This window comes from Paraflavitalea pollutisoli (assembly GCF_029360705.1).
In the GTDB taxonomy this organism is placed as follows: domain Bacteria; phylum Bacteroidota; class Bacteroidia; order Chitinophagales; family Chitinophagaceae; genus Paraflavitalea; species Paraflavitalea pollutisoli.
The window spans coordinates 2,211,807-2,225,092 of the sequence record NZ_JARKMX010000008.1 but is presented as its reverse complement, the minus strand read 5'-3'; the positions used below and the strand labels follow the sequence as shown (position 1 = coordinate 2,225,092).

Sequence of the window (13,286 nt, the reverse complement as noted above, 5' to 3'; positions counted from 1 at the left end):
TCAATCGAGCAGGATGCCCATTGAGCGGCGTACCTGTTCTTCTACTGGTTGGGCAGTGGTAAAGAATACGATGGGAATACGGGTATGACGGAAGGCGCTGGTGATTTCCTGTTGCCATTGTTTAAATTGGTTGCTGTAGGTGTCCTCTGCCTGTCGCCGGTTGTTGCGCCAAAGCAGCTGATGTGGGCCATTGGAAAGCACCAGTTTTCCATCGGGCAGTGCTTCCTCAAACGGATCATATAGATGGATCAGGATAACGTCATTGTGGTAGCTGAGGCTGCGCAGCCGTTCCTGCGTTTCGTCATCGATCCGGCTGAAATCACTGATCACCGTGATGACGTAGTCGTGGGTGACGGACGCCTGCACCTGGTGTAATGCCTTGTTGAGGTGGGGGGTATTGTTTTGTACTGACTGCCGTTGCGGAAGTTGTTGGTTGCGGTTGACCACGCACTGCAGGAAATGCTCCACGGCTGCTTTACTACGCCGTGGTGGAATATAGTCTGCTCCTGATTCGTTGAAAATGATGCCGCCCACGCGATCGCCTCTTTTGATGGTGTAATAGGCGCCCAACGCGGCTGCATGGGCACCAATAACGGATTTTACATATCGTTGGGATCCGAAGAACAGGCTGGTAGTCTGATCAAGCACGATAAAGGTGGGCCGTTCTTTTTCTTCGTTGAAGACCTTGGAGTGGGTTTTGCCCGTTCGGGCAGTTACATGCCAGTCGATGTTGCGAATATCGTCTCCGGGTATATACAATCGTACTTCTTCAAAATCGAGTCCGCGACCGCGTAGCTTGGAAGCGTGACGGCCGGCAAGTAGTGAATACACGGGGTGAGCAGGGAGGAGGTGGCCTGCTTGCACGAGGTATTCAAAGCGCAACAGATCAGGCAGCGTAGTGACCACTTCGGGTGGATATTCAGCGATAGTATGTTGGGTAGGAAGTGCCATCAGCTGACGGATACATTTTTTAATAGTTCATCGATTACCTGGTTGACATTCATGCCGTCAGCATTTGCGTTGTAACTAAGGATGAGCCGGTGCCGTAATACATCTTTGGCAATAAAACGGATATCATCGGGCGTTACATAGTCCCGGCCTTCGAGCCACGCGGTAACGCGGGCGCATTTGTCGAGGGCGATGGTGCCGCGCGGGCTGGCGCCATAACTGATCCATTTTTTTAGCTTTTCACCAAACTGATCGGGATAACGGGTGGCGGAAATGATGTCGACCATGTATTTTTCTGCGGGCTCGTTGACTTTTACTTCGCTGATCTCCTGCCGTGCCGCAAAGACGACTTCCTGGGGTATCGGAGAGGGCCCCTGCTGGCTATTTTTTTGTTGCTTGCTTTCTTCCCGAACGAGCCGTACTATTTTAATTTCTTCATCGTAACCAGGATATGTGACCTCAATCTTCATGATGAAGCGATCGAGCTGGGCTTCCGGCAGTGGATAGGTCCCCTCCTGCTCGATGGGATTTTCGGTGGCCAGCACCATGAACAGGGGCTCCATGGGATGTGTTTTACCTGCTACAGATACCTGCCTTTCTTCCATAGCTTCCAGCAGGGCTGCCTGTACTTTGGCTGGTGCCCGGTTGATCTCGTCGGCCAGTACGAGGTTGCTGAAGATAGGACCCGGTTGAAAACGAAATTTCTCTTCTCCCTCGGGTTGGTATATTTCCGTACCGGTAATATCAGCGGGTAGCAGATCGGGGGTAAATTGTATGCGGCTGAGTTTACACGAGAGGTGCTTTGCCAGGCTTTTAACGGCTCTTGTTTTGGCCAGGCCGGGCAGCCCTTCGAGCAAAACATTGCCATCGGTCAATAGTCCGATCAGGATCTTGGTGATCACATCCTCCTGGCCGATGATGTTTTCGCCGATCTGTTTCTTCAAATCCAGTATTTGATCGCGAGTTGCCATATTTAGTACTGTTGTACCGTCTGTTTTACGTCAATCGAATGCGGTTTAAGTGTCTTTCGATCACCTTGTATCATGTATCTAACGGTTGGTATATCGGAGAGTTATATGGTTTATGTCAATCTGGTGAACGATTTGTATGATTGATGTTTTTCTTGAATCCCAGGAACCGGTAATTGATAGACAACATCAGCGAGAACCGGTCCTGGCTGATCAAGTTGCATTCTGTACGCAGCTGCCAGCGTTTGTTGAATTGGTATTGGGCGCCTACCAGCCCCGCCCATCTCGATTTAACGGCCTTATTCATTTCGTAGTTGATGGATACATCATCGATCGGGTGGCCGTCTATCTTGTCCTGCAGCTTTTCGACGATCTTGTCCACCACTTTTTGTTGCACTGGCCTGAGACCGTTGTACCATTGATCATAGCTGTTCTTGATCTCATTGATTTTGTCCTGGGATATGTCTGGGAAAACATCGGCTAATTTGATCTGCCCTTTGGTGTCATTGTTGATGAAGAGGCCCATCATACCCACCCACAGGGAGATGTTTTTTTCAGGGCTTCCCTGGAGGGGAAATACATGGCCTACGCGTATGCCCACGATCTGCGTAAAGACCTTGTTGTCGAGCAGCTGCATGTCGGCCCAATTGACATTGTAATCAGCCTGGATCCATACCGGCCCCACACCGCCAGCCCCCATGATGCCAAATCCATAGGCCCAGCCCTGCTGCGTGGCGTTGGTAGAGAGCTGCACAGGTTTTACCAGGGTGACATCGGTGCTGGCCTTCGGCAGGTACGACAACATGGCGTACACGTTGAGGAAAGGAAGCACGTAGAGATCCGCACGCATATTGAGTGTAAGACCTTTGGCTTTAACATCACCAAACTGCACTACCTGGCTGAGGTCGACGGGTCCCAGGGTGGTGTCTGCCCCCTGAATGCCTACGCGGATGTCGGAGATGTTGATGCCCTGGTTGGCGTAGAAGGTATTGAACATGATACCGATAGGCCAGGGTATGTCGAAGCCGCGTTTGTAAACCTTGGTGCCCAGCAGCGGGAACACCCTGTCGTAGTTCATTTTCGTCAGGCTGTCGTAGTAATCCTGGTGCTTGTCGCCCAGGTGCTTGCGGGAAGGGTTCTGGGCAGTTGCCTGCTGCGTCATGATGAGCGTCAGGATCAGCAGGCAACCCCAAACCGGGAGAAGGATGATGCTGCGTGTTGCGGGCAATAAGATGTACCGGATGTGTAAATGCATGATGCGGATGTTAGCCTTTTACTTTTACGATGGTGCCATCGGGCGCATAGAAAAGGGTCTTCTTGTTTTTGCCATTGGTGGCCACTACTTCGTAATACTCTTTCTTTTTACTGTGGTTGGTATTCTTGTAGTAGGTCTTGGAAACAACGCTGTAACCAGGATGTTGGGTGCCGAGTGATTTGAGCGAGGTAGAAATGGCGCGTGGCAATTGGGTCACATTCTGGCGCAGTCGCGAACTGACGAGCTCACCATTGGCCCGGTACAGGCCATAGTATTTCATGTTGTTACGGGTAAAACTGATGGTGTAGTAGTCGACATCATCTGTGGGGCCCAGGTCATTTTGTTCGGTGACCGTCCAACCCGATTGGGCTACTGATTTCGGCGTTTTGTAGTATTGGACGGCTTTGGCATTGGGGAATGTTTTGTTGAGCGAGTCGATCACTACCTTGGGCGCGAGGTTTTTGCTGACCTTGGTAGTGCCGTGGATGATGAGCTCGTCGTCTTGCGCCCAGGCACTGCTTACTATAACGGCAGTAAGCAGGAGAATGAGATACTTTTTCATTTTGTTGTATTTTGTTTGGGTGACTAATGGTGTCCCGCGTATAGGAGCACCCGGCACATGGCCGGGTACTGCTGGTGTTACTTTTTGTATTTTCTCAGGTCTTCTTCCCTTCTCTCCAGTTCCAGCGCCTGGTCGGCGATGATCTTTTTCAACCTGGCGTTTTCTTCCAGTAGTTGCTTCAGTTCGCTTCTGACCTTGTTGGCGGCAGCATGTTCTGCGGCGCTGGCGTTTGCCTGTTGGTATTGTTTTCTCCAGCGAGCAAACACGCTATAAGATAGATGGTGTTCATGTAGTACGGCGGTGACCCCCAATTGGCCGGCTTTCTGAACGATGCCAATCTTCTCATCGGTGCTGAACTTCCTTCGTTGGGTAGCCATCGGTTTGGTTGTGATTTATTAAATACGGTTGGCAAGCTTGTATTAGTTATTTAGCTGCTCCCGGAGGAAAGCCGGCCAGTATCTTGTTAACCGCCTGGGGTACCTGTGTGTCGGGATCTTTCAAGGGTTTGTCGATCTCGCTGTTGCCGGTGCCTTGCCAGAGCAGTTTTTTAGTACTGGCATCTACAATGTCGATGATGAGCGATCCGTCTTTATAATTCTGGACATTGTAATTGGTGGTAGAGGAAACACCCATACCGGTACCCCAGTAGTAGGGCCGGTATACCCCTCCATATCCGTAATAATCGGTATTTGAGCTGAGCGCCACTTTGTTCTTGATGACGGTGACGGTATTCACCAGCAGGTCAGGATTACTGCCCACGAGCTGGTAGCCCTTGCTTTGCATGGCTTGTGTTACAGCACTGGTGATACGTTGCTGATTGAGTGGGCTAATGGCAGAACTCGTACTGTCGCTCATGTACAGGCTGAATGTTTTGTACTTGTTGAAGTCGGTGCTTTTGTCATAGTCGGTGTTGACCTTCAACGTGGGGCCGCAGGCCGCATTGAATAAGAGGGTGGCCAGGCAGATAGCTGGCAGCATATTTTTTTTCATACTCATACTGTTTTTAGCTTTTAGCTGATAAGACACCTTTACCTAAATCGTTCCGCCATCTCTGCCAAAAAATAGAGATATCTCTATTTTTTGGCAGAGGATCGTGTTTCCAGTGCTTCCTGCCGGCGGAGATAAGTACGCAGCAAGACCATTACACGCCTGAACTGTTTTTCGACCGTGTCGACAGGTCGTTGCAACAGTGATGAGGTCTTTTTTAAGGTATATCCATATTGCCTGTGCAAAACATATACTTCCCGGTATTTATTGGGCATGGTCGTCAGGCACTCTTCGATGATGCGGTGCAGCTCGAGCATGTCGAGTGTCTGCTGCATGCTGTTGTCGACCGTTGTCATCCACCGTGCGCGGGATGCTCCCTTTACATGTTTGTTGTAGACTGATTGATCACGTATATAATTATAGATGCGGTTGCGTAGTGATCCATACAGATAGGCCGATACAGAGGTGTTTACATTCAGTTGCTGTCGTTTCAAATGAAGGGTGATGAAAAGTTCCTGTACGACTTCCTGACAGGTGTCCTCATCCGGTATGAAATGCGACGCAAAATGGAGTAATGGCTTCCAGTATTTCTCATATAGCAGCCTGAATGCGTTGTCGTCTTTTTGGTGAATGCGGTCAATGAGGGATTGGTCGGATACTTGAGTGGTAGTTGATGGTTTGTTCATGACTGATGAAGTTTTGTCCGTTAGAGATACGGCCGGTGCAGGGGGGTGATGGCAGCGCAAAGGAGCACAGTAAGGAGCATAGTTAAGTGCGATGCCGACAAGATAGAACCTTTGATAAGTATTTGCTTGAGATACCTTCCGTGTTTGGCTTCTATTTAGAAAAGCAGGCAACAAAAAGATAGCTCAATTTTTACGGCATGGACCGTGCACAGGTGTCATTAATGCGTGCAGCTATTATCTCAAACGCCGCGATATGTGCTATGGGTAATTTGCTTTGTATTGTTTGTACTGCGGATTTCCGTCGTTCAATGCCAGGTGCGTGATTCCTTGTTCCTGTACAATGGTCAGGTACTGATCGGTGAGATACAGAGCATATCGCTGGGGGAAGTGTCAATTGATGATATAGACCTTAAAATGATGAATGTGAAGTTGTATAAGATACGGGTGCTCAAATCAAGCCGGAGGTTCAAATTTGAATTGGATGACAAGGAGTTATTCTATGGTACGATGGTCGGTGGCGTTAAAGATGGGTGGGTAGATATACATGCCGATAACGGAAATACCATACCCGTCACGATGGAGCAGCTGCATGTCGTCATTCCGCTGGAGAAGCAGTTTTTTAAGAGTCTGCATGGTAACCTGTCAACTGGTTTCAGCTATACAAAGTCAAGTGGGGTTGGGCAGGTGAACCTAAGCTCATCCGTCGTGTACGCCGCCAGTAAATTTGAGTATCAGTTGACCGCGTCTGCCAACTATTCGATCGATTCGGCGTCTTTCAGCCGTGACCGGGAAGACCTGAGCCTGATGGCTGGTTATAGTGTGACACCCACCTGGTTTATATCGGCTACTGCCAGTTATCAGCGTAACCTGGAGTTGTCTATTGCGCGCCGGTTCCAGGAGTCGGTGGGGGCAGGCAATAAGCTGGTGGTTCGAAAACGCTGGCAGTTGTACGGTATCTCGGGCATATCGTTTAATCAGGAGTTGAGTACTGCTGGTGAATCGGAGGGGATGTTGCTGGAGGTTCCGGTGATGTTCCGGTTTAATTATTTTAAGTTTCATCATCCCAACATCCAGATCAGTTCAACGCAATCGGCTTATTTGGGATTGACACAGTTTGGTCGTTTCCGGATGGAAGGGAATACCAGTTTTTCCTGGCAGGTCATCCGCTATTTCTACATCACGCTCAATCCTTACACCAATTTCGACAGTCAGCCGCCTGCAGGCGGCAATAAATACGATTATGGGGTAGTATTAAGTGTTACCTACAAGTTTTAAGGTGTTCGTTTTTTGTAAACTCTTCATATTAAACATTTAAACCTACGTATTATGACAAGTAAATCTCGTTACTGGCTGGCTGTGTTCCTGCTTCCGGTGATGTGGGGCTGTTATCCCAAGGGAGCGGAGTACGACGAAGACCTGGATCTGGTGTACACCAACTATTATGATCAGTTCGACTTCAAGGCAAAGAAAACTTATGCAATGTCGGACAGTGTGATCAAGATCACGGGTGATCAATTTACGGACCCGGATGGTGATGGCAAGCCAACGTTCCTAAGTGCCACCTATGCAGTGCCAATCGTTACGGAGTTGAAAAAACAAATGGCCGAGAATGGTTGGACATTGGTCAATAAGAATGCCAATCCCGATGTGATCCTGCTGACCTCTTCCATGACTACGACCAATGTTTACTACTATTATGACTGGTGGTATTGGGATTGGTGGTATCCAGGCTGGTACGATTGGGGTTGGTATTATCCGGGATACTATTATCCGGCCTATGTGACGGGGTATCGCTCAGGCTCTGTATTCGTTCAGATGGTGGACCATCAGGCTGGCAAAAATGCTGACAATATTCCTGTCGTATGGAGTTCGATCATCAATGGGCTGGCGGAAGGTAGTACTACTAACCTCGTAGGACGCATAACCAATAGCATTGATAAAGCGTTTGCACAATCTCCTTATCTAAAACATTAAATGAAAGTATATGAGATCAATAATATGGACGGTAGCGCTGGCCCTCTGCTCGATGAGTGCGCTGGCGCAAGGTGGGAATATTACGGTTTCCTATCCGATCGCTTTCCCCATGGGTGATTTGAATGATTACATTAGCAAGACCAGTTTCCGGGGGATTAATTTTGAATTCAACCGTCAGATAAAGCCGCAGGTGTCGGTGGGGCTGGAGGTTGGCTGGAATGTCTTTTACCAAGATGCCGGCGAAGTGCAATACCAGGATAAAACGGTTACGGTAACCGGTAAGCAATACCGGTACACCAATTCGGTGCCGATCCTGGTGGGTGCACAATACTGGCCCAATTCCAAGAGCAAGAAAGCGGCGCCCTATGTAGGGATTGGTTTGGGTACGGTATATTCCAACCGTTCTACGGACCTGGGCTTGTACCGCATTACCAATGAGGCCTGGCAATTTGCCTTGCGTCCGGAAGCAGGCTTTGTATTTAAAACGGCGTCCGGGGTAAGTCCTTTCGTGGGTGTTAAATACTACTGGCCTTTCAACAGCAGTGACCTGGACGGTCAAACCTTTCTCTCTTTGAACGTTGGGATTAAATTCTCCCGGTTCTAGTCGAGGTGGTTCGTTACAGTGATTTGTACGGTGAATATATGCGTGTACAGCGAACAGCGAAAGTGTCCCCCTATACTACGGGGGCACTTTTCTTTCAGGGTATTATGGTTGGTTGGTGATTGCAACTGATCTAAATCAATTGTATGAGCAATAATGTGTGGAGTTGGTTGCGGAATCTTTTCACGAATAAACGAAGAGGTGCAGCTTTGCCGCCCGATATCCGGCCGGTCGATATGCTGCAGTATCGCCTGGAACAGTGGATGCATGAGAAGAAGCCATTCCTGAAACCTGGCTACACCATCAAGCAGATGGCGGAGGACCTGCAGGTGCCTGCCTGGCAGCTGTCGGCTCATATCAATCAGCGTATGGGCTTGCATTTCAGCGATTACATGAATCAGTACCGTGTTAAGTATTGCGAGTCCCTTATTCAAAGCGGAGCGGCGTCGCGGCTGTCTCTCAATGAAGTAGCAGCAAGATGTGGCTTCCAGCATCGTACTACTTTTTCTACTGCTTTTAAGAAGTTTACGGGGCAGAGTTTCGCTGATTATTCAAAGCGCTATTTTAAATTTTGAACAGTGCCAAACATTATAAATGTTGGCATAGAACAAGCCTCAATATTTGGTAAGCGCGAGGTTGGTATGTAACTTCGATTCAGAGATAACAGATATGTGTAGATGAATTGAAATCCGGTTGTTGGCATTTAAGTTTTATAGAATTTTTTTTAACGCCTTTCACTTTTTTGTGCTTCCGGTATTAGTGTTGACGAATCTGGCGATAGGAGCGCTGATACCGGGGCACTTTTTGAAAACAGTCAGGAAAGCAACGAGGTACCCCAGCAACGAGTGAGGAAAGGCAAAAAGGCAACTGGGAAAATATGTCGGCGAGCTGAAATGAAAAGATCTTTAAGTGTTTGCTATATAGAACGATTTGGGGTCGGGGATTAAAAAAAAGAAAGGCCGGTGCCAGCCATCGGTCTTCTTTCTTCAAAAGTTCTTCGTCCTCGTCAGTGGTAAAACAACGACACATTTATCTAAATAATAAATAAAGTTTTGGACAGAGCAGGAATAGCAGTAAGTCGATTAGCAAGCTGTGTATGTCTATACATAGCTTTTTTTTCTTTACCTGCCTGCAATGATCTCAATTCTGCGGAAACACTTCAACAACAACAAGTAGCACAGGCCATTTCCTGTACGAGTAATGGTCTTACTCACTCTGATAGCCTCCTGTACAGCCAGGGTGGCGGTCTCGATTTCGACAGCACGATTGTACATATTGTTAAAGCACCGGTAGTTCCTGACGGAATGGTGTGGATACCCGGTGGTGAATTCAGCATGGGCGGTGTAGACCCTGCCGGTATGCAGGATGGTGGCAAAGAGAATATGCGGGATGCACGACCGGTGCATCGGGTATACCTCGATGGTTTCCTGATGGATGCAACAGAAGTGACGAATGCACAATTCGCCGCTTTTGTGGCAGCGACCGGATATGTGACGGTTGCCGAACAGCGACCACGGCCGGAAGAGTTTCCCGGAGCTCCTGCCGAGAACCTGGTGGCCGGGTCTGTTGTATTTGTTCCGCCTGCGATGGAGGTAAAGTTGAACGATCACCTGCAATGGTGGACTTATATCAAAGGAGCCAACTGGCGGCATCCCGAAGGGCCGGGTAGCACGATTGCAGGTAAAGGTGATTACCCGGTCGTACAGGTAGCCTGGGAAGATGCGGCCGCTTATGCCAAATGGGCTGGAAAGCGATTGCCGTCGGAGGCCGAGTGGGAATATGCAGCGCGTGCCGGCAAGGCGGGCAATCTATACGCCTGGGGTAACCAGTTTAAACCCGATGGCCAATGGATGGCCAATACCTACCAGGGTAAGTTTCCGGTACAGGATATTGCTGCGGACGGTTTCCGCGGACTGGCACCTGTCAGGCATTTTCCGGCTAATGGATTTGGCCTTTATGATATGGCCGGCAATGTATGGGAGTGGTGTGGCGACTGGTACCGGCCAGATTATTACCAGGACCTTCAACGTAAAGGTACAGTAGTCAATCCGCGTGGACCGATGGCGCCCTGGGACCCTGCCGAGCCCACCGAACGCAAGAAAGTGCAACGGGGTGGATCTTTTCTCTGTACCGATGAATATTGTACCCGGTATATGGTAGGTACCCGGGGCAAGGGGGAATGGCGGTCCGGTGCCAACCACCTGGGTTTTCGTTGTGTAAAGGACCTGCCCACCAGTATAGCCATGAACAAATGATCATCAGCCTTTTGTTTTGATAAAGCAGGTGTTTTCAATGATGAAAAGGATCCCTCGTCGCGGGATCCTTTTTGCATTTATTTATTTGTTGGCAGTATCATAGCTGCGTTTGTATGGATCGCTGATTTGTGGAGTGGCACGCTATGGGTATTTGTAATTAACTTAAACATGAGGCCCGTTTTTATAACAATTGGCATCATATGTTTCTGAATTTCCACAATAGAGTATTATATTTGTATCGCACCGTATGGTGTAGGCATATTACCTTGTCAACTTACGCAACCTCCGGCAACTGATTGTAGCAGCAACTCACCAACCAACCTTTTTGCACATGCTTTACGGATACTGGTAGCCAGTAGCTATCTGTCCTTCTGAACGTTCGTGTAACGACCGTGTTGTTCATTGGTACGAACCTTATTTTTTCATAATCCAAAATGCGCTTATGAATACCCGCCGGCTTTTCCTTGTAGACGACGATATAGACGAGCAGTGGATCTTTAATACAGCCTTGAACGCCGTAGATCCTACCATTCAATTATCGGGGGCTGCCAATGGGCAGGATGCGATCCGCCAACTGGCCGGCTCGATGGCACAACCCGATGTCATCTTTCTTGATCTTAACATGCCTGTTATGAATGGCCTGGAGTGTTTGCAACAGCTCAAATCCAATCCGGGTCTCTCCGGTATACCAACGATTATGTATTCCACGACGGCCGATCCGTTGACCATCTCCCGGGTGCGGGCAATGGGCGCGGAAGATTTTATCACCAAGCCTTATAATTTCGATGAACTGGTCGATAAACTACGGTCGGTGCTGGGACGCATCGTAGCCTGATAACGACTGCCATACAGAGCAAACAGATAACCGTATTACACCGGCAATTTTTGAATGATGACCAGTACAACCCCACAGTGGCAGTTTCTGCAGGGTGGAGGAGAGATGGGAGCATTGATCCGTTCCTTCAACTGGGAGGCAACCTCCCTGGGTCCGCCCGAGGCGTGGCCACAAAGTCTCCGCACCACCATCAGCATCGTGCTGAACAATCGCTTTCCCATGTTCCTTTTCTGGGGCGATGATCTCCTTTGTTTTTATAACGATGCCTACCGGCCTATTCTTGGCAATGACGGAAAACATCCCGCTGCGCTCGGCAAAACAGCCGTAGGGGTGTGGCCGGAGATCTGGTCGATCGTAAAGCCTTATATCGACCAGGTGATGGCTGGTGGCCCGGCCGTATGGCGGGAAGATCAACTCATACCTATTTATCGCAATGGCCGGTTGGAAGATGTATACTGGACCTATAGCTTCAGCCCGGTTGCTGATGAAAACAACCAGGTGGCCGGCATCCTGGTCACTTGTACAGAAACCACCGAGAAAGTACAACAACTGGCTACGGTGGTGGAATTTTCCCGCGAACTGAAAAAGCAGGTGACAGAGCGAACGGCCGAATTGGCTGCCTCTAACCTGCGACTGCGGAGATCGAACCTGGAGCTGGAGCAGTTTGCCTGGGTGGCCTCGCACGACTTGCAGGAGCCATTGCGCAAAGTGCGGGTATTTACGGGGATCTTAAAGAAGAACAGCCAGGCCCCCAATGAACTGGTCGATAAAATCGATGCTTCTACTGCCCGCATGAGCAAACTCATACAGGATGTGCTGGATTTTTCGCGGTTGTCGGGGCCGGGAGAATTGTTTTGCCCGGTAGACCTGACGCATGTGTTGCATGGGGTGCTCACCGACCTCGAGCTGCTGATAGCTGAAAAGCAGGCCCTGGTACAAGCTACCGGTTTGCCGGTGATCAAGGGTATTCCCCTGCAGATCAACCAGCTGTTCACCAACCTGCTGAGCAACGCGTTGAAGTTCAGTCACCCCGGGCGAACTCCCCAGGTGACGATTACCGCCTGTGTCGGAGAGCCGCAGGAATTGCTGGCCTATCCCGAACTGGTACCCGATAAAAAATATTGTATTCTACAGGTAGCAGACAATGGGATCGGGTTTGGCCAAGAGCATGCGGAGCAGATCTTCAACCTCTTTCAACGACTGCACTCCAAAGAGGCTTTTGCCGGCACCGGTATTGGCCTTCCTTTATGCAAGAAGATCGTATTGAACCACCAGGGGAGCATTAGTGCCCGCGCAGTGCTGGGCGAAGGAGCCGTGTTTACCGTAGTGCTGCCTTACGAATAACCTCATCATCTTGTTTTTTAGTGTTTGTGCGTAACTGCGGCGCGTCAGGTGCGCCCGCTGGTGTTTTTGCTGGTTGTGTATTATCTTTATGAACAATGGAAGCGTTTTTCCCAACTGAACCATTGCAACCTTTCGTTCATCGTTACCTGTTGATAGAAAGCCGCGAGGGTATGGTCAACCGGTTGTTGCCCGATACCTCCCTGGTATTGTCCATCCGGCTACAGGGAAAGGTAAGTCTCGCTGCTCACGACACCATTGTCGATCTGCCCACCTTTACGTTATCGGGTTTGCGCAAAACGAATCGTATCGCCAATTATGGCGAGTATACGGCCAATTTGTTGGTGGTATTCCGCGTGGGGGCAGCAACTGCTTTCTTCAAAGAGCCTTTGCATGGGTTGTTTGAAGCGCATGTGCCGCTCGATCAGCTGGAAGGCCATAGCGGTCTTCACTTGTTGGAAGAGCAATTGGGGGAAGCTGTCCATACCACCGACCGGGTGGCGCTGGTAGAGCGCTACCTGCTGCAGCAACTGCTAGGGACCAAATCCGATCCGTTGATCCTGGAATCGATCCGCCGCATACAGGCAAAGCAAGGCCAGGTAAAGATCCGTGAACTGGCTGGTTCGCTCTATATCAGTCAGGATGCTTTTGAAAAACGTTTCCGCCGGCTGGCGGGCGTTACGCCCAAACAGTTCGCCTTTATTACAAAAATGCGTGCGATCGTGCTGCGTGCGCAACAACAAGATTCCCTGGCCGACATGGCTTTCGATGCCGGCTATTACGACCTGCCTCACTTCAACAAAGACTTCAAGCTGTTTACGGGGCAAACGCCTACCGCCTTTCAACAACAGCCCATCATCATGTAATCGCAGCG

At 49.5% G+C, this 13,286-nt stretch carries 15 protein-coding genes; 8 read left to right on the top strand and 7 right to left on the bottom strand.

Features of this window, described 5'->3' with window-relative positions:
- From P2W70_RS22640 to P2W70_RS22610, 7 genes are all read right to left on the bottom strand, one after another.
- Positions 1 to 951, bottom strand: coding sequence for a DUF58 domain-containing protein (locus P2W70_RS22640; protein ID WP_276483811.1), 951 nt, complete (start codon positions 949 to 951; stop codon positions 1 to 3).
- Positions 951 to 1,892 carry an AAA family ATPase gene (locus P2W70_RS22635; RefSeq protein WP_276483810.1) on the bottom strand — a complete coding sequence of 314 codons (942 nt, stop codon included), beginning with the start codon at positions 1,890 to 1,892 and terminating at the stop codon, positions 951 to 953. The genes P2W70_RS22640 and P2W70_RS22635 overlap by 1 nt, the downstream gene beginning before the upstream one ends.
- A gap of 142 nt (positions 1,893 to 2,034) precedes the next feature.
- Entirely contained in the window at positions 2,035 to 3,171 is a 1,137-nt protein-coding gene (locus tag P2W70_RS22630) for a hypothetical protein (RefSeq protein ID WP_276483809.1), read from the bottom strand.
- A gap of 10 nt (positions 3,172 to 3,181) precedes the next feature.
- Positions 3,182 to 3,733 (bottom strand): hypothetical protein, encoded by a 552-nt coding sequence (locus tag P2W70_RS22625; RefSeq protein WP_276483808.1) that lies wholly within the window; start codon positions 3,731 to 3,733, stop codon positions 3,182 to 3,184.
- A gap of 77 nt (positions 3,734 to 3,810) precedes the next feature.
- A complete protein-coding gene (locus P2W70_RS22620; protein ID WP_276483807.1) occupies positions 3,811 to 4,110 on the bottom strand; it encodes a transposase in 300 nt (99 codons plus the stop codon).
- Positions 4,111 to 4,156: 46 nt separating this feature from the next.
- Positions 4,157 to 4,723, bottom strand: coding sequence for a DUF4136 domain-containing protein (locus tag P2W70_RS22615; RefSeq protein ID WP_276483806.1), 567 nt, complete (start codon positions 4,721 to 4,723; stop codon positions 4,157 to 4,159).
- 83 nt (positions 4,724 to 4,806) lie between these two features.
- Positions 4,807 to 5,406 carry an RNA polymerase sigma factor gene (locus P2W70_RS22610; RefSeq protein WP_276483805.1) on the bottom strand — a complete coding sequence of 200 codons (600 nt, stop codon included), beginning with the start codon at positions 5,404 to 5,406 and terminating at the stop codon, positions 4,807 to 4,809.
- A gap of 255 nt (positions 5,407 to 5,661) precedes the next feature.
- Between P2W70_RS22610 and P2W70_RS22605 the strand changes: the two genes are divergently transcribed.
- From P2W70_RS22605 to P2W70_RS22570, 8 genes are all read left to right on the top strand, one after another.
- Complete coding sequence (locus P2W70_RS22605; RefSeq protein WP_276483804.1) at positions 5,662 to 6,681, top strand: DUF481 domain-containing protein; 1,020 nt, start codon at positions 5,662 to 5,664, stop codon at positions 6,679 to 6,681.
- Positions 6,682 to 6,732: 51 nt separating this feature from the next.
- The gene (locus tag P2W70_RS22600; protein WP_276483803.1) at positions 6,733 to 7,380 is read left to right on the top strand and encodes a DUF4136 domain-containing protein; all 648 of its coding nucleotides are present in this window, start codon (positions 6,733 to 6,735) and stop codon (positions 7,378 to 7,380) included.
- 10 nt (positions 7,381 to 7,390) lie between these two features.
- A complete protein-coding gene (locus tag P2W70_RS22595; RefSeq protein WP_276483802.1) occupies positions 7,391 to 7,984 on the top strand; it encodes an outer membrane beta-barrel protein in 594 nt (197 codons plus the stop codon).
- A gap of 143 nt (positions 7,985 to 8,127) precedes the next feature.
- Complete coding sequence (locus P2W70_RS22590) at positions 8,128 to 8,556, top strand: helix-turn-helix domain-containing protein (RefSeq protein WP_276483801.1); 429 nt, start codon at positions 8,128 to 8,130, stop codon at positions 8,554 to 8,556.
- A gap of 477 nt (positions 8,557 to 9,033) precedes the next feature.
- A complete protein-coding gene (locus tag P2W70_RS22585) occupies positions 9,034 to 10,236 on the top strand; it encodes a formylglycine-generating enzyme family protein (RefSeq protein WP_276483800.1) in 1,203 nt (400 codons plus the stop codon).
- Positions 10,237 to 10,678: 442 nt separating this feature from the next.
- A complete protein-coding gene (locus P2W70_RS22580) occupies positions 10,679 to 11,071 on the top strand; it encodes a response regulator (protein WP_276483799.1) in 393 nt (130 codons plus the stop codon).
- A gap of 57 nt (positions 11,072 to 11,128) precedes the next feature.
- The gene (locus P2W70_RS22575; RefSeq protein WP_276483798.1) at positions 11,129 to 12,415 is read left to right on the top strand and encodes a PAS domain-containing sensor histidine kinase; all 1,287 of its coding nucleotides are present in this window, start codon (positions 11,129 to 11,131) and stop codon (positions 12,413 to 12,415) included.
- A 95-nt stretch (positions 12,416 to 12,510) separates the two neighbouring features.
- On the top strand, positions 12,511 to 13,278 hold the full coding sequence (locus P2W70_RS22570) for a helix-turn-helix transcriptional regulator (RefSeq protein WP_276483797.1): 768 nt from the start codon (positions 12,511 to 12,513) through the stop codon (positions 13,276 to 13,278).
- Positions 13,279 to 13,286: the final 8 nt, after the last annotated feature.